The following is a 21346-nucleotide window of genomic DNA, read 5'->3' as shown; positions in this document are numbered from 1 at the left end:
TTTATAGCTCCTTCCCAGGCTCTCCTGCTGGATATGGTGTCTTTTCTAATTGATCACCAATCCACGAGTCGCCATCTTCCCAAAACTCCTTTTTCCAAATCGGAACAATTTGCTTAATACGCTCCATAATATATTCATTTGCTTCATAGGCCTCTTTACGATGTGGCGTTGATACAGCAACAACAACCGCTATATCAGAAATTTGCAACGTGCCAATGCGATGTGTAATCGCAACATGTGTACCAGGCCATTTTTCCTTCACTTCTGTGCCGATTTTCTGTAGCATCTTTTCTGCCATCGACTTATAAGCAACATACTCTAAGTATAATGTACGACGCCCTTTCGTAAACTCCCTAACCGTTCCAATAAATGTTGTAACAGCACCGCATTCACGTCGAATTACTTTCTTTGCCACCTCTTCAATTTGGATTTCTGTATCAATTACTTCATAATACGTATTTATCATTTTGCACTCCTAACCGTTTGTAAAAACCAGTCTACATACAATTTTTCTTCTGTTATATGAAATACTTTATAGTCTTCTCTTAAATTTGACAGGACATTATCCCACGTAATAATTGCTACTACGTTTTCTACCTTATGTAAAAGTTCAATGTCTTCCGCAGAACGAAGTAAAACTACTTTTGGATATTTCTCAGCTTTATAGCCCTCTATTAAAATCGTATCCACTTCAAAAAATTCGTACAAGCGGATAATTTCTTGCAAGGACCATTCATCTCGTAATGAAGACAGAGATAGTAATCCAGCGCCTTCTACACTACTTACGACAGCACCAGCTTTCCGGTGCCTTTCACTATCTTTTTGCGCTACTTCAGGAAAACCACCATGACCATGATGCTTAATTGTAGCAACTTTCATTTCACTTTCAGCTAATGCATGCACAATTTTCTCTACAAGTGTTGTTTTCCCGCTATTTTGATACCCTACTATTTGTAAGATTGAAGGGGCGTTGCCCATGGCCAATCACATCCCTCGGAGTGCTCTAACAATAATACAGATACTTTCATCCCTGCTTCAAATCCTCTCGTTCCTCCGGGCAACACGATAAAAGCATTCGCATCTGCGAGTGAAGATACCGCACTCGATTTATCTAAACCGACCGGCGTCACTTGTAGTGCCCCATTAACAATGCTCGCTTTCGCTCTTACAAAACGAGTAAACGGATTTGGTTTCGGAAAGTCTTTTTGCAAAATAGCGTCTGCCCTATATATGTGAGGCTCCTTCGCATACAAATACGTTTTTATAACCGGATGCACAAACAATTCGAAACCTACATAACAAGCTGATGGATTACCTGATAAACCGAAAAGTAACTTTCCATCAACTTCAGCTACTGTCGTTACACTTCCGGGTCTCATCGCTATTTTATTAAAAAGCACATTTGCCTGTAACTTTTCATAAATAGCCGGTAAGTAGTCGTAATCTCCTACTGAAACACCGCCCGTTGTAATTAAAATATCAACCTCATCCATCGCTGATTTAACAGCTGTAAAACATGCATCTAACTCATCGGCAAGTTGTCCATAGTAACGCACTTTCCCGCCAGCTTTCATAATTTGAGCTGCAATCATATAAGAGTTACTATTTCTAATTTTGCCTGGCTCTAGCGACTCATGCACTTCAAGTAATTCGCTTCCTGTCGTTACAATACCGACAACAGGCTGTTTTACAACTTTCACAGTGCTATATCCAAACGTCGCTAACAGTGCGGCAACACCTGGATTGATTACAACACCTTTGTTAACAAGGACTTGATTTTGTTTTATATCTTCTCCTTTAAATGACACATTGTCACCATTTTGGAAAGAACGTTTCAACTTCATATATGTACTTTCGTTCTTCTCGAATCCTTCCGTCAACTCTAGCATTACGACTGCATTGCAATCTTCTGGGATAGCTGCTCCTGTCATAATACGAACCGCCTGAAAAGCTCCTACTTCTTCTAAAAAAACAGAACCTGCTCCGATTTCTCCTATTACTTCAAATTCAACCGGGTGCTCTTGACTCGCCTCTTTCGTATCTTCTGCTCGAATTGCGAAACCGTCGTAAGGAGAACGATCAAAGTGAGGAACGTCGTGATCTGAGACAACATCCTCCCCAAGAATCCTCCCATAACTTTCTGTAATAAAAACTTCTTCAACTTCACCATGCTTAGCGTATTTCATCACCCGCTCTACTGCCTCAGCAACTTGAATCGGGATTCGTTTTTCTACCATTGTTTCTCACCTCATATTTGCAAAATATCTAATCTCGATTACACTTTATATATTAAATCGTAATTACTTCAAGGAGGAATTCCATGTCTTCATTCACACATTTCAATGACCAAGGGCGTGCTAAAATGGTTGATATAAGCGACAAAAAAGTAACCGTTCGAACAGCAATTGCATGCTCTAGCATTCTCGTTACGAAAGAAATTTTCGACAAAATCTCTCACAATGAAATTGGTAAAGGTGATGTATTGGCTGTTGCACAAATCGCAGGCATTATGGCTGCAAAATGCACTTCTGATATTATCCCAATGTGCCATCCTTTATTGTTAAAAGGTGTTGATGTTTCTTTCGATTGGAAACAGTCAGAAGAACAATATCGACTACTTATTGAAGTAAAAGTTAAAACAGAAGGTAGTACCGGCGTTGAAATGGAAGCTTTAACAGCTGCTTCCGCTACCGCTCTTACCGTGTACGATATGTGTAAAGCTGTTGATAAAGGCATGATTATTGGTGAAACGTACTTACTTGAAAAAACAGGCGGAAAAAATGGAGATTATATTAGAAATTCTTAATACTATCTTTTCCCTTTGAACCTAAAGGACTCTCCTTTAGGTTCACCCTATATATCTTGCATATAAGCGTTTCGCCACATTCATATCATTCGTCCCATGAATAAATGCTCTACCATCTGTAAATAAAACAAAACGATATTTTTCCACCGGAAATGATAATAAATAAGGTGTTTCCTTTACATCCACACTTTTTTGTAAGCGCTTTTTAATTTCTTCTAAATTAAACCCCTGTCGCACACCTGGACGGATTTGAACTGTATTTCGTCCACATAATACTTCTGTTTTCGTTTGTGCTTCAAATGTTAAACTCGGATATGTACGTAGCTTTCCACAAGATAAACATGTATCCTTTTTCTGTCTATTCACTTTAAATGCCATCTGTTGATTATTCCAAAGATCAAATGATAGCATCGTTTCACGAAGTGCCTCAAAATCTTCTACTAATATTTTTAAAGCTTCCGTTATTTGATGCGCAACTACTAATTGCACTGCTGGCTGTATAATACCGGCCGTATCACATGTCGCTCCGCTCGCTGGATGCTCCATTAAACATCGAAAACATGGCGTTTTTCCTGGCAAGATTGTATAAGTTACTCCGTAGCTTCCAACGCATCCCCCATATATCCACGGAACGTTATACATTTGAGATATATCATTAATAAGAAGGCGCGTTTCAAAATTATCCGTCGCGTCTAATATTAAATCTACACCTTTAATTAACTCTTCCATTTCTTGAACCGTTACATCGGTCACAACCGGGATAATTTCCACTTCAGAATTAATCGCTTTTAAATGTTCTGCTGCCGCTATCGCTTTCGGCTTATAATGTTTCGCATCTTCCTCTGTATATAATTGTTGCCTTTGTAAATTGCTCCATTCTACATAATCACGATCAGCAATCGTTATTTTACCAACACCTGCTCTAACAATTGCTTCTGCATTCGCTGCGCCGAGAGCACCAGCGCCGATAATAAGCACATGCTTCCCTCTTATTTTTCGCTGCCCTTCTTCTCCAACACCAGAAAATAATATTTGTCTTGAATATCGCTCCTGCATACGATAGCCTCCTTTCTTATCCTCCTATATAAGACATTTCAATTTTCGGACGATTCTTTGCACTTTCTTCTGTCCGTTCATCCGAATACCTATCTTTTCTATTCATCCACACATCTTGTATAACGCTTAATAACTCATCATCCGAAAGGTTTCCTCTAAGAAGTTTCCTTACATCCAATCCTTCTGTCGCAAATAAGCAAGTATAAAACTTTCCATCTGCTGAAATTCTCGCTCTCGTACAAGAGGAACAAAATGACTCAGAAACAGAAGTAATAAAACCGACTTCAACATTTGTTCCAACGTACCGATATCGCTTCGCAACTTCACCGAAATAATGCGCTTCAGCTGGCTCAAGCGGATACACTTTATGAATCATCTCGATCAATTCACGCTTTGTAACCACTTGATCGAAATTCCATCCATTCGTACTACCAACATCCATAAACTCAATAAACCTAAGCGTGATTCCTCGCTCTTTAAAATACGCAGCCATCGGAAGTACTTGATGATCGTTCATCCCTTTTTTCACAACCATATTTACTTTCACTTCAAGCCCTGCCTCTTTTGCTGCTTTAATTCCCTTAATCACAGGTTTCGTATTAATATTTCTACCATTAATGTCCCTAAATGTATCGTCATCTATTGCATCTAAACTAACATTTACTCTATGTAATCCAGCTTCTTTTAATGCCTTTGCTTGTTTCGTTAAATGAATAGCATTTGTCGTTAATCCTATATCTACTAGCCCGTCAATTTTCACGAGACGTGCAATAAGTTTTGTTAAATCTTTACGAAGCAGTGGTTCACCACCAGTAAGTCTAATTTTTCGTACACCGATGCTAACGAACACTTTTGCCAAACGTTCGATTTCATCAAACGTTAGTAAAAACTCATCTTTCAAAAAAGCATAATCAGGCCCAAATACTTCCGCTGGCATACAATATGTACATCTAAAATTGCAACGATCAATGACAGATATGCGTAAATCTTGAAGTGGGCGTCCAAAAAAGTCTTTAACCATCTCCTGCATCGCCACCCTCCCTTTCTGCCAAATTTCTCTCTTTTCATTCTATTATAATATATTTTCGAACTGCGATGTTTTTGCTCACGTGAATAAAGTGAAACTTTAAATAATAGAAAGTTATCAATTCCCCTCTGATTAGCGAAGATGACTCTCAAATACCGGGATAAAAAAACCTTGAAACATAAAAGTTCCAAGGTTTTCTACTTATTAACTTAATCTAATAATAGTTAGAGTAGCTCCTGGCGTTGTCGTAGATAATGTAGCTATTGCAACTAATCCAAATAATTGCAAACTAACAGCAGCTCCAGCAGGCAAGTTAGCAATTATTGGTGCACTAAATGAACCAGTAGCCACTACCGGAGAGTTTATCGTTCCCGCAAGCGGACTGCCATTTACAGTTATACGAGAACTTACAATTAATCCTGCCGTTAGATTAATTGTATAGGCTATATAATAATTCCCTGCATTCGCAACTGTAAATACAGTATTTCCACCACTAACGGTTATTCCTGGTCCAATATTTTGATTGTTCGGTAATGGGATATTCGTACCACCTAATAAAACGGAAATAGCTGTTCCTGATGTATTATTCGCAAATGCATACGTTGCAGTTGTACTAACTCCAGTCACTCCGGTCGCTCCAGTGGCTCCAGCTCCTGTTGGGCCAGTTGGACCTTGGATTCCTTGTGAACCTGTTGGACCGGTATCTCCAGTTGGACCTTGCGAACCGGTTGCTCCAGTAGCCCCCGTTGGACCTTGGATTCCTTGCGGGCCTTGAATTCCTTGTGGACCTGTCGCTCCGGTTGCTCCAGTGGCTCCCGTTGGGCCTTGTGGACCTTGGATTCCTTGCGGTCCTTGTGAACCAGTAGCTCCCGTATCCCCTGTCGGGCCTTGTGGGCCTTGCAAGCCTTGCACACCTTGTGGACCGGTTGAACCTATTTCCCCTTGCACACCTTGAATGCCAGTTGGGCCTTGTGGACCAGTCGGACCTTGGATTCCTTGTATCCCTTGAATTCCCTGTGGGCCCTGTGCTCCGGTTGCTCCGGTTGCTCCTTGTATCCCTTGTGGGCCTTGTGCTCCTTGAATTCCTTGTGGACCGGTTGGGCCTTGAATTCCTTGTGGACCCTGTAAACCCGTCACTCCGGTTGCCCCTGTTGCTCCTGTTGCTCCTGTCGCTCCTGTCGCACCGGTATCTCCTGTTTCTCCTGTCGGGCCTGGTGGTCCACCGGATGGACCGGTCACTCCTGTCGGGCCTGATGGCCCTGTTGGACCAGTCGGTCCGGCTGGTCCTCCTGATGGACCCGTTACACCTGTTGGACCAGTTACTCCAGTTGCTCCTGTAGTCCCTTCCCCTGTCACCCCTGTTGTACCCGTATCTCCAGTTACTCCTGTCGGCCCTTGGATTCCTTGAATTCCTTGTGGGCCTTGCACTCCTTGCGCACCCGTTGGTCCTTGAATTCCTTGGATTCCTTGCACTCCCTGCGGCCCCATCGGACCGGTTGGGCCTATTTCCCCTTGAGTACCTTGAACCCCTTGCGGCCCCTCTGGACCTGTTGCACCTATGTCTCCTTGTATTCCTTGAACTCCTTGCGGTCCTTGTGCTCCGGTTGCTCCCGTTACTCCTTGGATTCCTTGTAATCCCTGTATTCCTTGTGGGCCTTCTGGTCCTGTCGCTCCTACTGGCCCTTGAATTCCCTGTATTCCTTGTGGGCCCTCTGGACCTGTTGCTCCAGCTGGTCCTGGCACTCCTTGTATTCCTTGCGGACCCTGAAGTCCTTCTGGCCCTTCTGAACCTGTTGGTCCTATATCCCCCATCGGACCTTGAATCCCTTGAACTCCTTGTGGGCCCGTTGCTCCTGATGGACCTGGTACCCCTTGTATACCTTGTGGACCTTGATCTCCTGTTGCTCCTGTTACACCTTGAGGTCCTATAGCCCCCTGTATACCTTGTGGACCTTGATCTCCTGTTGCTCCCGTTATCCCTTGAATCCCCTGAACACCTTGAATCCCTTGTTCACCAGTCAATCCCGTCGGACCAGGAATACCTTGAATTCCCTGTGGACCTTCTGGACCTGTTGGACCAATTGGACCTTGGATACCTTGAATTCCTTGTAGCCCCTGCGCACCTGTTTCTCCTGTACTTCCCGTCGGACCGGTTAGCCCCTGACCTGTTGCTCCAGTATTTCCAGTTGCTCCTGTTGCCCCTGTCACCCCTGTACTTCCACTCGGTCCACCTCCAGGACCTGTTGCTCCAGTCGGACCAGTTGGACCAGGAGGTCCTCCTGATGGACCTGTTACCCCTGTTGAACCTGTTATTCCTGTCGGGCCAGTTAACCCCTGACCTGTTGCTCCAGTCGGACCCGTACTTCCACTCGGTCCTTGTGGTCCTTGAAACCCTTGAGCTCCTTGTATCCCTTGCGGACCTGTTGCTCCCGGTAACCCTTGCACACCTTGAATTCCTTGAGGCCCCTCAGGTCCTGTTGCTCCAATCTGTCCTTGTAATCCCTGTATGCCCTGTATACCTTGCGCTCCAGTAGCTCCTGTTGGACCAATCGGCCCTTGAATTCCTTGCACACCCTGCACACCTGTTGCCCCTGTATCTCCTACTGGTCCCCTCAATCCCTCAGGCCCTTGTTGTCCTTCTGGTCCTGTTGCACCCATTTGTCCAGCTGGCCCTTGAATTCCTTGCACACCTTGAGGTCCTGTCGGTCCCATCTCTCCCATTGGTCCTTGTAGTCCTCTTGGTCCTTGTGGGCCTGTTGGACCTTGTGGACCTGTTGGGCCTGTAATCCCTATACCTGTAAATCCAGTTGGAGTTGGAGGGAAAGTAGGCCCAATAAGTTCTGGTGAAATTCTAAAATTAGAGTTTAACGAATGTAATTTCCTTTTATCATCACGATCTTTCATACCTTTCACCTCCTACAAACCATCTTTTTCACACTAGATAGACCGCTTCTTCTTAATCTATTTACAAAAATAATCTCCAAGACTATTTTTATTTTAAATAATAAAAACTCCCTTAATTCCTTAAGGGAGTCCTGCTACTGAATCCATATTATCTGTATTAGGGACAACTTGCGCTATACCCGATGTATTTACATTTTGCCCCATATTCGTTCCTGTTACAGTACCAGCAGGGGTTCCTCGTGTATATGTTGTCGTCACAGAATCTCCCGGCTGTAAACAAAGCTTCGTCTCTGTCCCTATTACTGTAACAACATCAATCCAAGTGCCCCCCGTTGAACCACTATACGATTTCGAAGCAGTAAATGAAGTATCACTCAAATTATCACCCGTAAATATATTCCCAGTATTATTAACGATAATAAATTCTTTAATACGTGCAGGCATACTTACACTCTACCTTTCCTTTATGCACCTAATGTACGTGTACTCGTTGCTAATGGTGGTAAAAATACTGATGTTCTAATTGTAGGTTCAGGCTGCCGTTTCCCATTTAAAAAAATAGCCGCACTCGACCCTCCAGCACCCGCATATATTTTCGCTACGGCTAAAGGTGAGATATCATAACAGTCGCCAACATTAACAGCTCCTGTATTGTTAATAATTTTCACTTTACGCAAATTAATCCCCATTTACCCCTCCTCCTTTTTATACTGTATGCAAAAGAAAAAAACTTGAAACAGACTCGTTTCAAGTTTTTAGCTATTAACTATTTCGTTTCACCTTCATATTGAAGCATACCGCCAACCATGTTCACTGTTTTAAATCCTTGCTCATTTAAATAATGGCATACATTTTCACTGCGCATTCCTGAACGGCAAATAAAAATATACTCATTCTCTTTATCAAAGAAATCTACTTTATTTGGGATATCGCCCATTTTAATATGTACAGCTTCTGGAATTTTCCCTGTCGCTACTTCTTCATCTTCCCTTACATCTACTAAAAATAACGTTTCTCCATTTTCTAAACGCTCTTGCACTTCTTCTGTAGTAATTGTATTAACTTCTGTCATATGTATCTCCTCCTTATATATAATAAAACCTTTAGTTTCTTCTTTAAACAACCATTTCTAATTAATTTTAGCATGTGAAAGAAGGAACGCAAAGAATGGAAATTTTATTTCTCAATTTTCTCGCAAAACTTATTCTTTACAAACATAACTCGTGCATTGTATCCTCAATATACTTGTTTTATGAAAGGAGCCTGTTAAAATGACACTTTTTCTTTTCATTATGGGTATCATTTTCTTAATTTCTGCGGTCATTGCTCTTAGCATGAAAAATAATAAAAAGATAAAATCCCCTCAAGAAATGTCATTCTTATTTCTATTACTTAGTATAGCTTTCTTTGGTTTATCAATCGCTTCATATATTTTCCGTCTGCAAATTATGTAAAAAAGGTGCCTATTATAAACAATGCACCTTTTCCACATTAATTATTTTCTACACAAAACTAGATACTTTCCGATTTAAAAACTCATACACTTTCTTTTCAAATAAATGAACGTCTAACGCTCCTGCCATATGCCCATTTATACTTTCTATTTCATATACTTCTGCGTACTTCCCCTGCTTTTGCAAAACATCTACCATTCTATAATTGTAACGGGATGGTTGAAGTAAATCTTGTTTACATGGAATCATGAGTACATTCGCTTCAATCTTAGAAAGAGCCTCTTCTAAGGAAGAAAAACCATGTGCAATATCATGTAATAAGACTGCTTTCGCAGTATACATCCATGAATTTACATCTACTAAATCTATACTTTTACATGTCACTTTATTTATCTCTTTCTCAAATGATGTTAATGCAGTAAATTGTTGATAAGGTGCCATTTCTATACTGTTCCGCGGGAATGCTGTTTCATAAAAATGTTCATCAAATGCATTCATAAACATCATTTTATTCGCTAAATGAAGCCCTTTTATTGGTTGCTCCTCTCCGTACTTTCCGCCTTTCCAATTTGGATCAAGCTGAATTGCTTCGATCGCATTTTGCGCTACATTTCCCGACGTTATAATTGGATTTTGCGGATTCGTAATAACTCCAATCATTCGTTCTACCATATGAGGATAGTGAACAGCCCATTGCTGCGCAATCATCCCACCTGCCGATGGCCCCATTACCGCATGTAACTTAGCAATCCCCATATCTTTTATTAACTCATATTGCACCCGTGCTACATCTAAAAATGTGAAAACTGGAAAATCCATCGCATACTCAAAACCAGTCATCGGATTTATCGATTTTGGTCCCGTTGTAATCACATATGGGTTCTTCACTTGTACATTACAAAGGTTATCAGTACATATAATGAAATATTTATTTGTATCAATTGCTTTCCCAGGTCCAATTAATCCATCCCACCAACCAGCCCCCTCATCATGCACTGTATATTTTCCTGCCGCATGACTTGTTGCACTAAAATAGTGGCAAACCAAAATCGTATTTGATCTTTCTCTATTTAAAGTACCATACGTTTCATACCCCATTTGAACAGGAATCTCTCTACCATTTTCAAACACAAACTCTTTTAAAACAAACTTCTCCTTTTTTACAATTTGCACAGACTCGCCTTCTTCCCGTCATATTATGAACTGCTTACTAAAGGATTTTTTACTATGTAAACCAATCTCCTCCTTCTTTTCATAAATAAATGAATAATATACAAAATTAGCCACAAAATAGCACTATATTACACAATCAAAGAGGGCATACATATGATTTGGAATTGGTTACGTAAAAAGAAAAAATCAAATTCAACAGAAACAAAAGAAGCAGATAATAATCCGAAACAGCAATCTAGTAATCAAGAGGATGAAAACAAAGAACAGACTAGAAGTATGAAACACAATACAGGTAAAAATAGTGAACAAAAAAAATCTGAGCAAGATGATTCTTCTCAGGAGAAACAGCAAGGTTCTAAACAGGATGATTCTTCTCAACCAAAACAGCAAAACTCTGAACAAGATGATTCTTCTCAACCGAAACAGCAAAACTCTGAGCAAGATGATTCTTCTCAACCGAAACAACAAAAATCTGAGCAAGATGATTCTTCTCAAAAGAAACAAAAAAAATCTGAGCAAGACGATTCTTCTCAACCGAAACAGCAAGGTTCTAAACAGGATGATTCTTCTCAAAAGAAACAAAAAAAATCTGAGCAAGACGACTCTTCTCAACCGAAACAGCAAGGTTCTAAACAGGATGATTCTTCTCAAAAGAAACAACAAAAATCTGAGCAAGACGATTTTTCTCAACCGAAACAGCAAGGTTCTAAACAGGATGATTCTTCTCAAAAGAAACAACAAAAATCTGAGCAAGACGACTCTTCTCAAAATACACAACAAAGCTCTGGAAGTAATAGTATTTATGATTTTTCGAAGCCAGAAAAAGACCATATTCATTCTCTACAAGAGTTAATAGAGAAGCTAAAACAGTCTAGTGATTTTGTTAATTACCATACATCTGACGATGAAACGATGCCTTATTGGATTTCTTACTATCGTCCTTCACTTGATGGTGAGAAGTTACAAAAATATTTAATGCCAACACTTTTAGAACACCCTAACACTTCATTCGAAGTATTAAAAGAACATATTCCAATGAGCGGCATTACAATTACAAACGATTTACAAAAGATTGAGGACATGGTTTTAAAAGGGCATGCAATTATTCAATTAAATCAGCAAGATCAAAAGTGTATGCTCGCGAATATTGCAATTGATAATTATCGTGCACCAACTCCTCCTTTAAATGAATCGACTGTTATTGGTCCTCAAGAAGGTTTTGTAGAAGATATTGATACAAACATTAATTTAGTCCGAAAACGCCTTCCTGTTTTAGATCTCCAAACGAAAGAGATGATTATCGGAGAGTTTTCAAAAACGAAAGTCGTTATGATGTATTTAAATAATCTAGCTGAGAAAGATAATGTAGATTTTCTAGAGGAATCATTACGGGCTCTTGAATATGATCAAATTAATGATAGTGCTTATATACAAGAATTGATGGGGGAAAAATCAATTTTCCCTCTCTATATCAATACAGAACGCACTGATAGAGTTACAAAAGCACTTATTGATGGTAAAATCGCTATTTTTGTTGATGGTTCTCCAAGTGTCCTCTTAACTCCTGTATCATATTTTGATTTTTTCATTTCGCCAGAAGACTATAACGTTTCTTGGTTATACGCTACATTTTCAAGAATTTTACGGCTAATCGCTGTTTTATTCTCAATTTGCGCGACACCATTATATGTTGCCACTTTAAACTATCACTATGAATTAGTTCCTAGTGATTTATTGGAAACGTTAATTTTATCAAGGGCGCAAGTACCGTTTCCACCTTTAATTGAAGCACTCTTCTTAGAACTTGCCATCGATTTATTAAGAGAAGCTGGCGCGAGATTACCGATGAAGGTCGGTCAAACACTCGGTATTGTAGGAGGTATCGTAATCGGACAGGCATCTGTCCAAGCTGGTTTAACGAGTAATATTTTATTAATTATCGTTGCATTATCAGCACTGGCTTCCTTTATTACGCCTATTTATAAAATGGGTAATGCGGTTCGATTACTCCGTTTCCCATTTCTCATATTTGCCGAAATAGGAGGACTTTTCGGGATTTCTCTTGGATTTATCTTTTTATTTACCCATTTATTTAGACTTACATCCTTACGTAAACCGTACGCTTTGTTTTATCCGACAAGACAACAATCCGTTAAAGACTCTTGGATTCGCTTCCCATTAACAATGATCGATACAAGAGATGTACAAGCAAGGCCACAACATGTAAAAAAATCTACAAAAGGGATTTCAACAAAACATAGATCCGATTTTGATGATTAAGAAATGAGGTGCATTGATGAGTAAAGTTCAAGAAAAATATCAAATATCTCCTATCTTTGTTTTCTTCTTAATTCACAGTGCACAGTTTGGTGCTGGTGTTCTTGGATTCGCTCGAATTATTGCAAAAGCCGCCGGATACGACGGCTGGATAGGTGTTCTAATTATAGGAATTTGTATCCATATTCTTATATGGATGATGTATTTTTTATTAAAAGAAACAAACGGAAACTTAGTTGATTTACATCGACAAACATTTGGAAAATGGCTAGGAAACGGCGTTACTCTCATCTTTATGACTTATTTTTTAGCCATCAGTATTTCCGTCATTCGAACATATGTTGAGATTATTCAAGTATGGATGTTTCCTACCGCTTCAACTTGGATGTTAACAATCTTTTTATGCTTAGCTAGCTACTACATTATTTCTTCTGGATTCCGTGTCATTACTGGTATTTGCGTCATCTCAGTTGGCGGTACATTGGGATATTTATTTCTTAGTCTATTCGTTTTGAAATACTCACATTTGTCTAATTTACTACCTGTGTTCACACATTCTTTTTCAGATATTTTAAAAGCCGCCAATCTGTCAATCTACAGTATGACAGGGTTTGAAATTTATCTCATGGTTTATCCATTTGTGAAAAATCCGAAGCAATCTCATAAATTCGCTCAATCCGGAGCATTATTTTCAAATCTTCTATATTTATTTAGTACCCTTTTAGCCTTTGCATTTTTTAGTGAGAAACAATTGTTAAAAACGATATGGTCACAACTTTCTATGACCCAAGTAATCCAATTACCGTTCATAGAAAGGCTGGAATATATTGCGATTTCAGGCTATGCGCTTACTATTATTACAAGTTTTATCCTTCCGTTATGGGCGGCAACAAGAGGAACTCATGAAATATTTCGCGTAAAACAAAGAGGTGTCCTAATCGCTTTCATCCTTATTACTCTCATTGTTTCACAGCTTTTAACAAACAGACATGACATTAATACTTTTATTAGTAATTCCGGAAAAGCTAGTTTTTGGCTCATGTATGTATACATCCCTATCCTATTTATTATTGTGTGGGTGAAAAGAAAATGGAAAAAATCAAAAGCAAATTAATACTTATTTCTTGTATAACATTCTTCAGTCTAACTGGATGTTTACAAAAAAATATTATCGATGATGTACAACTTATTCAAGGAACGGTTTTTGATGTAGCAAAAGATAATAAAGTAAAAGTGACATTCGTTTGTCCCATTCAGAAAAAGGGAAATAAAGTTCAAGTTTTTGAAGGTAGCGCAAATGCGGTAAAACAAGTAAAAGCAGACACATCTTTAGAGTCTTCTCAACCCTTTGCTAGCGGACAAATGCGTGTCGCTCTATATACGATAAAACTTGCCAAAAAAGGAATGTCTACTTCATTCGATACATTACTTCGAGATGTGAATATAGGGAACGCTTTATATGTTGGCTTATTAGAGGGGAATGGTACTGAACTTTTAAAAGGGAAATATACGACTTCATACAACGTTGCAATTTATATAAAAAAATTGTTAGAACATAATATGGAGACCGGTCCTTTACCAAAGGATAACCTGCATATAGGAGCATTCCGTTATTATCAAGAAGGGCAAGACTACTATATTCCCATTCTAAAGAAGCATGGTGATAAAATAAAAATCAACGGAATTGGTCTTTTTAAAAAGGATAAATATATCGGTAAAATCGCTGAAAAAGATATGTTCATATTTAAAGGACTATTAGAGAAACACAAATTAGATTCACACGAATTTAAAACGGATTCTGCGTACGTAATGATTAATAATATTCGTTCTGTTCCAACTTACGATATAAAAATTAAAAACGGGAAGCCTTCTTTTTTCATTCACGTTCATCTTGATGCACGTATTCAAGAATTATCGAAGCAAATTAACTTAGAAAATAACAAGAACACAAAAAACATTGAAAAAAATGTCCAAAAACAATTGGATGTACAGGCTACCAAATTAATTAAGCAGTTTAAATCTTTAAACGTAGATCCTCTCGGGCTAGGTGCAAAGTATAAGCAACATTATCGCCCATTCAAGTTAGAAGCGTGGCGACGTATGTACAAAGATGTTCCGATTAATATAAAATACAGCGTAAATATTACAAATTCTGGTGTAATTGAATGATAATGATTGAACTCCTCTCTCCAGCATGATACAACGGAGAGAGGAGTTTTTTATTACCAAATATAGAGAGAAAAGATATTCACGGGGGAGCTTATGTCTAAAAAGTTAGTAAAACCTATTTTAAACGGTATTTTATTTCTCGGCGTCTTTTTATTTGCTCATACATACTTAAAAAATATTTCCTTCACACGTTATTTACTTGTCGTTATACCAATGCTACTTGTTGGTATGTTTGGCATCGACCTTATTTTATCCATTTTAATAAAAAAAGAAGAATAACGAGCGAACATCTTATTTCTATAAGATGTTCTTTTCATTTCATAATCACCTTATGTTACAATGAAATTCGGCAGAAAACGAGAAAGGATGAAACAACATGACAAACGAAAAAGGTTTAGATAAAGGATACGAACTTGTTGCAAAAATGCATGAAGAGTTCGGACATCCTGTGACAAATACTCCAACAAAATTAACAGAAGAGCGCGCAAAAATTCGTGCTAGCTTTATGCAAGAAGAGCTAGAAGAATTTCTAGAAGCAACGACTGTTGAAGATCAATACGATGCACTTATTGACCTTATTTACTTTGCATTCGGAACGTTTGCAGAAATGGGCGTACGTCCAGATAAAGGATTTGAAATTGTAAACAATGCCAACATGGCAAAACTATTCCCTGATGGAAAGCCTCGATTCCGCGAGGGCGACGGCAAAATTATGAAACCAGAAGGATGGCAAGCACCGGAACCACAACTTCGTGCGGAAATCGAACGCCAACGTCAAGAGGCAGAAAAAAACTGCTAGGATTACCTAGCAGTTTTTTATTATATCTTTTTTTCTGCAATTCATTAATGACCCACGTGTCCCGCATGTCCCGCTGCTCCTGCAGTACCAGCTGCTGCTCCTGCTGCCGCCCCTGCTCCAATTCCACCTGCCCAAGGCTGTTGTTGCTGCTGATACTGTTGGTATTGTTGTTGACCTTGCTGATGCTGTTGGCCTTGCTGATGCTGTTGACCTTGGTGATGCTGTTGACCTTGGTGATGATGTTGACCTTGATGATGGTGTTGACCTTGGTGATGATGTTGACCTTGGTGATGCTGTTGACCTTGGTGATGCTGTTGACCTTGGTGATGATGTTGACCTTGGTGATGCTGTTGACCTTGGTGAGTTTGATAAAGGACAGCCTGCGGGTGAATTTGGTGCTGGCCTTGGTGATGTACTTGTTGCTGATGATGGCCGTGGTGTTGGTGTTGATGATGACCATGATGACCGTGGTGTTGATGCTGGCCTTGGTGACCATGATGATGACTTTGATGAGTTTGATAAAGGACAGCCTGCGGATGACTTTGATGATGACCGTGGTGATGTATTTGTTGTTGATGATGACCGTGATGCTGGTGATGACCGTGATGCTCATGGTGCACATGATGACCGTGAACACCTTGAGGGAAGCCACCGACGCTAGGTACAGGAGATCCTGTTTGTACACCGCCAACGAAAGATGGGAATGTAGTTGGCATACCTACAGGTACTCCTCCTTGTGCTCCTCCTACGAAAGATGGAAATGTAGTTGGCATACCTACAGGCACTCCTCCTTGTGCTCCTCCTACGAAAGATGGAAATGTAGTTGGCATACCTACAGGCACTCCTCCTACCAATGTCGGAATTCCTGTCTGTGCTCCAGCCACTGACGTCGGAAATCCTCCAGCCGCTCCTCCCATCCAACTTGGGATTCCGCCATATCCGTGTTGACCATCTCCTCCCATGAACATCATTTGTCCATAACTATCCGATCCACCTCCGAAGAAGCCATGTGGTGCATTATTGTCCATCCCTTTCATTCCTTTCACCTCTTCTGCTCAATTTAACCTACCTTTTTTATCATATTTCCTATAGAAAAATAGGTGTTTGTCTATATGGGAATTCCGCACCTTTTTCTTCGTTCTTCATTCATGATAGGATTAATGGACTGATTATTTTTCTTTCACTTGAAGGGGGCATTTTCTTTGGAGAACGTAACAAAGGCTTCAATCGACGATTTAGGTTCAATTGTTCATATAGATATGGATGTAATTGGAAACGATAGTAGACGAAATTATATTAAACACGCTATTGATGCTGGAAACTGCATAATTACAAAAGAGGACAATTCCATTTCTGGTTTTCTAACATACGATACAAATTTCTTTGATTGTACTTTCCTCTCATTAATAATTGTTTCGCCAGTCAAAAGAAGGAGAGGTCATGCAAGCTCATTAATCTCATATATGTTAAGGCATTCCCCTACTCAAAAAATCTTTTCTTCAACGAACGAGTCGAATGAAAGTATGCAAAAAGTGTTTAAAGCGAACGGTTTTATACGCAGTGGAATAATTGAAAACCTAGATGAAGGTGATCCAGAACTTATTTTTCACGCAAAAAAACTCAGAGCATAAATGCTCTGAGTTTTTCTTTAAAATGAATTAGTTTGCAACAACGTTAACAAGTTTTCCAGGAACAACAATTACTTTACGAACTGTTTTTCCTTCAATTTGTTCTTTGATTGCCTCAAGTGCAAGTTGTTCCATTTCTTCTTTTGATGCGTCTTTACTCATTGTTAGTTTTGCGCGAACCTTGCCCATAATTTGAACAACGATTTCAACTTCATCTTCTACAAGTTTAGACTCATCAAATGTTGGCCAGCTTGCATATGTGATTGTTTCACTGTATCCAAGTTTGCTCCATAGCTCTTCTCCGATGTGAGGTGCAACTGGTGCAATCATTTTTACGAAACCTTCTACATATTCTTTTGGAAGTGTTTCAGCTTTGTATGCATCGTTGATGAATACCATCATTTGAGAAATCGCTGTGTTGAAGCGAAGCTCTGCATAGTCTTCTGTTACTTTCTTCACTGTTTGGTGGTAAGCTTTTTCAAGATCTTTGTTTGGTGCATCAGTAATTTTCTCACTTAATTCACCGTTATCTTGAATGAATAGGCGCCATACGCGGTCTAGGAAGCGACGAGCTCCGTCAAGACCATTTTCAGACCAAGCAATTGAAGCATCTAATGGTCCCATGAACATTTCGTATAGACGAAGTGTATCTGCACCGTGGCTTGCTACGATATCATCTGGGTTTACAACGTTGCCTTTTGATTTACTCATTTTCTCGTTGTTTTCACCTAAGATCATACCTTGGTTGAATAATTGTTGGAACGGTTCTTTCGTTGGAACTACACCGATATCATATAATACTTTATGCCAGAAACGAGCATATAGTAAGTGAAGTACAGCGTGCTCTGCTCCGCCGATATAAATATCAACTGGAAGCCATTGTTTTACTTTTTCAGGGTCTACAAGTGCTTCGCTGTTGTTTGGATCGATGTAGCGTAGGTAGTACCAGCAGCTACCCGCCCATTGTGGCATTGTGTTCGTTTCACGACGACCTTTTTTACCCGTCTCAGGATCAACAACATTTACCCACTCTTCAATGTTAGCTAGTGGTGATTCACCTGTACCTGAAGGACGGATGTTTTCTGTTTTTGGAAGAACTAATGGTAATTCTTCTTCTTTCACAGCTGTCATTGTGCCATCTTCCCAATGGATTACTGGAATTGGCTCACCCCAGTAACGTTGACGGCTAAATAACCAGTCACGTAGACGGTACGTTACTTTTTGATTTCCTGCGCTCGTTACTTCAAGCCACTCAATCATTTTTGCGATTGCTTCTTCTTTATTTAAACCATCAAGGAATGCTGAGTTTACGTGTGCACCATCACCTGTGTACACTTCTTTCGTAATATCTCCGCCTTTTACAACTTCCTTCATTGGAAGATTGAATACTGATGCGAATTCATAGTCACGCTCATCGTGAGCTGGAACTGCCATTACAGCACCTGTTCCGTAAGTTGCAAGAACGTAGTCAGCGATCCAGATTGGTAATTTCTCACCATTTACTGGGTTAACTGCGTAAGCACCAGTGAATACACCAGTTTTCTCTTTCGCAAGTTCTGTACGCTCTAGATCACTCTTCATTTTTACAGAATTAATGTAAGCTTCTACAGCTTCTTTTTGTTCTGCTGTTGTAATTTCTGCAACAAGCGCATGTTCCGGAGCAAGTACACAGTATGTTGCACCAAATAGTGTATCAGGACGCGTTGTGAAAACTGTAAACTTCTCATCTGTACCATCGATGTTGAAGTGTACTTCTGCACCTTCAGAACGACCAATCCAGTTACGTTGCATGTCTTTTAAGCTTTCTGGCCAATCAAGCTCATCTAGATCTTCTAATAGACGATCTCCGTAAGCTGTAATTTTTAACATCCACTGTCTCATCGGACGACGCTCAACTGGATGTCCACCGCGCTCACTCTTACCGTCAATAATTTCTTCGTTTGCAAGTACTGTACCAAGTGCTGGGCACCAGTTTACAGGTACTTCATCAACGTAAGCTAAGCCTTTTTCAAATAGTTTTAGGAAGATCCATTGTGTCCACTTGTAGTAGTTTGGATCCGTTGTATTCACTTCACGATCCCAATCGTAAGAGAAGCCTAATGCTTTAATTTGATTACGGAACGTATTAATATTAAGCTCTGTAAATTCAGCCGGGCTGTTCCCAGTATCAAGTGCATATTGCTCTGCTGGAAGGCCGAATGCATCCCATCCCATTGGATGAAGAACGTTATATCCTTGCATACGCTTCATACGAGATAAAATATCTGTCGCTGTATAACCTTCTGGATGACCTACGTGTAAGCCTGCACCTGATGGATATGGGAACATATCTAGTGCATAAAATTTTGGTTTTTCTGTCTCATCTGGCGTACGGAATGTTTTATTCTCTTCCCAATACCCTTGCCACTTCTTCTCAATTTCTTGATGATTAAAGCTCATGAGATAACCTCCTTGAAATTCTATTTATTTTCACCGCCCAAAATACAAAAAACCTCTCATCCCTAGAAAGGGACGAGAGGTTATAGATTCCCGCGGTACCACCCTAAATTAATGTAATATATACATTCGCTTAGATCCGTAACGTGGATTAACGGCAATTGCTACTATTAGTTTCACAACTGCAACTCAAAGGCGAGTTCATAACGAAACGTGGATTGACTTGCACCGACCGTCAACTCTCTAAACCAGCTTCTATTACTACTACTCCTTCTCACTGTTATTACAAATATGAGTTAATTAAATATATTCTAAAACATGTTACATGTTCCGTCAAACTAAACTGCAATTTTTTCTTCAACTGTTTCTTCTACTTTTACTCGTTTATCATAAATGCTTGTTGCTATAATCGCTACTACAAGCATTACCATGATCGCTATAAACAATACTTCCATATTGTATATATCAACAATCGCTCCGCCAACGACCGGTCCGAACATTTTCCCTACAGTCGCTGCGCTATTTACAACACCTTGATAAAAGCCTAATTTATCTTTCGGCGCAAGTATATTTGCAATGGTCGGAACTGCTGGCCATACGAATAATTCACCAATTGTTAATGTCACCATCGCAACGAGGAACATCGTAAATTGCTGCGCTTGACTTAACACAATGAATGACGCAGCAAAAATGATGATTCCGATCATAATTTGTTGTTTTAAAGAACGCTTCATCCAGCGAATTAGCATACTAACTAATGGCTGCGCACAAACAATCATCGCTCCATTTATCGTCCATAATAAACTATAATGACGCAGACTAATATTTAATTCCTGCATATGTGTTGCAATTGCCCCTTGCCACTGTACGTATGTAACCCAGCATAAAGCATATGCTACACATACGATAAGAAGTGCTTTGAATCCAGGTGTAAGCGTCCACCCTTTTTTCGTTTCGATTTCTTTTTGCACTCCTTGCTCTTTTTTGTCTTCCATACCTCGGAATCCAATAAAAGCAATTAAGAAGAAAACAAAGTATAAAATAAAGTTCGCTAAGAAAATATAATCAAAACGATAAGACGCAACTAAACCACCGCACGCTGTTCCGATCGCAATCCCAACGTTTTGTCCAACATACATCGCATTAAATGCTCGTCTTCCGCCCTCTGGCCAAACCGTACCAACCATCGCATACATCGATGGAAAGACCATTCCAGAACCAAAGCCAATTAATGCTAGCCACACAACATATAACGGCCAACCATGGAAAAACACAAGACCTAAAATCGATACAAGTGTAATAACAATCCCTACTAAAATTGATTTATAACCGCCCCATTTATCAAATAAAACACCGCCGAGCAAGTTTCCGATTACACCAGTAAGCGAGTTAATCATTAATACCATTCCGGCCACTGATAAAGATTTTCCTAGGTGATCATGCAAATAAATTGTATTAAAAGGCCATAAAAAAGAAGCACCCGTGACATTAATAATCATCCCAGCTACTAATAGCCATACTTTCCTTGGCATAGTCTCCCCTCCTATTCTATTTTTTTCGTTCATATATATAACAGTAAAATTGTAGTCGTTTTTAAATAGGAAGGCAACTGATTAA

At 39.6% G+C, this 21346-nt stretch carries 21 protein-coding genes and 1 other annotated feature; of the genes, 8 read left to right on the top strand and 13 right to left on the bottom strand.

The genetic code is table 11. The annotated features are described in order from the left end of the window. Position 1 precedes the first annotated feature (1 nt). From moaE to JDS80_RS11830, 3 genes are read right to left on the bottom strand one after another with little or no spacing between them, the layout of a single operon-like run. Positions 2-466: a molybdopterin synthase catalytic subunit MoaE gene (gene moaE / locus JDS80_RS11840; RefSeq protein WP_071748380.1), complete on the bottom strand. Its 465-nt coding sequence runs from the start codon at positions 464-466 to the stop codon at positions 2-4. After that, the gene (mobB, locus tag JDS80_RS11835) at positions 463-984 is read right to left on the bottom strand and encodes a molybdopterin-guanine dinucleotide biosynthesis protein B (RefSeq protein ID WP_002094381.1); all 522 of its coding nucleotides are present in this window, start codon (positions 982-984) and stop codon (positions 463-465) included. Before mobB ends, moaE begins: the two co-directional genes overlap by 4 nt. Beyond that, on the bottom strand, positions 948-2237 hold the full coding sequence (locus tag JDS80_RS11830; RefSeq protein ID WP_071748382.1) for a molybdopterin molybdotransferase MoeA: 1290 nt from the start codon (positions 2235-2237) through the stop codon (positions 948-950). Before JDS80_RS11830 ends, mobB begins: the two co-directional genes overlap by 37 nt. Positions 2238-2320: 83 nt before the next feature. On the opposite strand from JDS80_RS11830, the gene moaC reads away from it, so the two are divergent. Beyond that, positions 2321-2806: a cyclic pyranopterin monophosphate synthase MoaC gene (gene moaC, locus JDS80_RS11825; RefSeq protein WP_199638545.1), complete on the top strand. Its 486-nt coding sequence runs from the start codon at positions 2321-2323 to the stop codon at positions 2804-2806. Between the two features lie 42 nt (positions 2807-2848). Here the strand turns inward: moaC and JDS80_RS11820 are convergent, their stop codons facing one another. The 6 genes from JDS80_RS11820 to JDS80_RS11795 form a co-directional block, all read right to left on the bottom strand. Next, the gene (locus tag JDS80_RS11820) at positions 2849-3862 is read right to left on the bottom strand and encodes a molybdopterin-synthase adenylyltransferase MoeB (protein WP_098890270.1); all 1014 of its coding nucleotides are present in this window, start codon (positions 3860-3862) and stop codon (positions 2849-2851) included. A 16-nt stretch (positions 3863-3878) separates the two neighbouring features. Next, the gene (moaA, locus tag JDS80_RS11815) at positions 3879-4892 is read right to left on the bottom strand and encodes a GTP 3',8-cyclase MoaA (protein ID WP_071748384.1); all 1014 of its coding nucleotides are present in this window, start codon (positions 4890-4892) and stop codon (positions 3879-3881) included. Between the two features lie 201 nt (positions 4893-5093). Further along, on the bottom strand, positions 5094-7793 hold the full coding sequence (locus JDS80_RS11810) for a BclA-related collagen-like exosporium protein (protein ID WP_199638543.1): 2700 nt from the start codon (positions 7791-7793) through the stop codon (positions 5094-5096). Positions 7794-7913: 120 nt separating this feature from the next. Further along, positions 7914-8237: a hypothetical protein gene (locus JDS80_RS11805; protein ID WP_199638541.1), complete on the bottom strand. Its 324-nt coding sequence runs from the start codon at positions 8235-8237 to the stop codon at positions 7914-7916. A gap of 20 nt (positions 8238-8257) precedes the next feature. Then, positions 8258-8482: a spore germination protein gene (locus JDS80_RS11800; protein WP_071744465.1), complete on the bottom strand. Its 225-nt coding sequence runs from the start codon at positions 8480-8482 to the stop codon at positions 8258-8260. A 77-nt stretch (positions 8483-8559) separates the two neighbouring features. Beyond that, on the bottom strand, positions 8560-8865 hold the full coding sequence (locus JDS80_RS11795; protein WP_071744464.1) for a rhodanese-like domain-containing protein: 306 nt from the start codon (positions 8863-8865) through the stop codon (positions 8560-8562). A 199-nt stretch (positions 8866-9064) separates the two neighbouring features. On the opposite strand from JDS80_RS11795, the gene JDS80_RS11790 reads away from it, so the two are divergent. Next, the gene (locus JDS80_RS11790; RefSeq protein WP_000171885.1) at positions 9065-9247 is read left to right on the top strand and encodes a hypothetical protein; all 183 of its coding nucleotides are present in this window, start codon (positions 9065-9067) and stop codon (positions 9245-9247) included. Positions 9248-9295: 48 nt separating this feature from the next. On the opposite strand, the gene JDS80_RS11785 is transcribed toward JDS80_RS11790, so the two are convergent. Beyond that, positions 9296-10420 (bottom strand): alpha/beta fold hydrolase, encoded by a 1125-nt coding sequence (locus tag JDS80_RS11785; protein WP_199638539.1) that lies wholly within the window; start codon positions 10418-10420, stop codon positions 9296-9298. A 153-nt stretch (positions 10421-10573) separates the two neighbouring features. Between JDS80_RS11785 and JDS80_RS11780 the strand changes: the two genes are divergently transcribed. The 5 genes from JDS80_RS11780 (at position 10574) to JDS80_RS11760 (ending at position 15665) form a co-directional block, all read left to right on the top strand. Then, positions 10574-12700, top strand: coding sequence for a spore germination protein (locus JDS80_RS11780; RefSeq protein WP_199638537.1), 2127 nt, complete (start codon positions 10574-10576; stop codon positions 12698-12700). Between the two features lie 16 nt (positions 12701-12716). After that, positions 12717-13811 (top strand): spore germination protein, encoded by a 1095-nt coding sequence (locus JDS80_RS11775; RefSeq protein WP_199638535.1) that lies wholly within the window; start codon positions 12717-12719, stop codon positions 13809-13811. Continuing rightward, positions 13787-14866, top strand: a complete 1080-nt coding sequence (locus tag JDS80_RS11770) for a Ger(x)C family spore germination protein (protein WP_199638533.1) — start codon at positions 13787-13789, stop codon at positions 14864-14866. Before JDS80_RS11775 ends, JDS80_RS11770 begins: the two co-directional genes overlap by 25 nt. 93 nt (positions 14867-14959) lie before the next feature. Beyond that, positions 14960-15145 (top strand): hypothetical protein, encoded by a 186-nt coding sequence (locus tag JDS80_RS11765; protein WP_071744460.1) that lies wholly within the window; start codon positions 14960-14962, stop codon positions 15143-15145. A 97-nt stretch (positions 15146-15242) separates the two neighbouring features. Further along, entirely contained in the window at positions 15243-15665 is a 423-nt protein-coding gene (locus JDS80_RS11760) for a pyrophosphohydrolase domain-containing protein (RefSeq protein ID WP_000180548.1), read from the top strand. A gap of 44 nt (positions 15666-15709) precedes the next feature. On the opposite strand, the gene JDS80_RS11755 is transcribed toward JDS80_RS11760, so the two are convergent. Continuing rightward, positions 15710-16702, bottom strand: a complete 993-nt coding sequence (locus JDS80_RS11755; protein ID WP_199638531.1) for a VrrB protein — start codon at positions 16700-16702, stop codon at positions 15710-15712. Positions 16703-16867: 165 nt separating this feature from the next. On the opposite strand from JDS80_RS11755, the gene JDS80_RS11750 reads away from it, so the two are divergent. Next, positions 16868-17296 carry a GNAT family N-acetyltransferase gene (locus tag JDS80_RS11750; RefSeq protein ID WP_071744457.1) on the top strand — a complete coding sequence of 143 codons (429 nt, stop codon included), beginning with the start codon at positions 16868-16870 and terminating at the stop codon, positions 17294-17296. A gap of 27 nt (positions 17297-17323) precedes the next feature. On the opposite strand, the gene leuS is transcribed toward JDS80_RS11750, so the two are convergent. Further along, positions 17324-19732, bottom strand: coding sequence for a leucine--tRNA ligase (gene leuS, locus JDS80_RS11745; protein ID WP_071771089.1), 2409 nt, complete (start codon positions 19730-19732; stop codon positions 17324-17326). Between the two features lie 65 nt (positions 19733-19797). Further along, positions 19798-20016, bottom strand: a binding site (T-box leader). A 51-nt stretch (positions 20017-20067) separates the two neighbouring features. Next, positions 20068-21261: an MDR family MFS transporter gene (locus tag JDS80_RS11740; protein ID WP_199638529.1), complete on the bottom strand. Its 1194-nt coding sequence runs from the start codon at positions 21259-21261 to the stop codon at positions 20068-20070. Positions 21262-21346 lie beyond the last annotated feature (85 nt).

It is taken from the genome of Bacillus cereus group sp. N8 (genome assembly GCF_016483685.1).
GTDB lineage: Bacteria > Bacillota > Bacilli > Bacillales > Bacillaceae_G > Bacillus_A > Bacillus_A proteolyticus.
The sequence above is the reverse complement of the archived record's forward strand: the minus strand, read 5'-3'. Positions and strand labels throughout refer to the sequence as shown.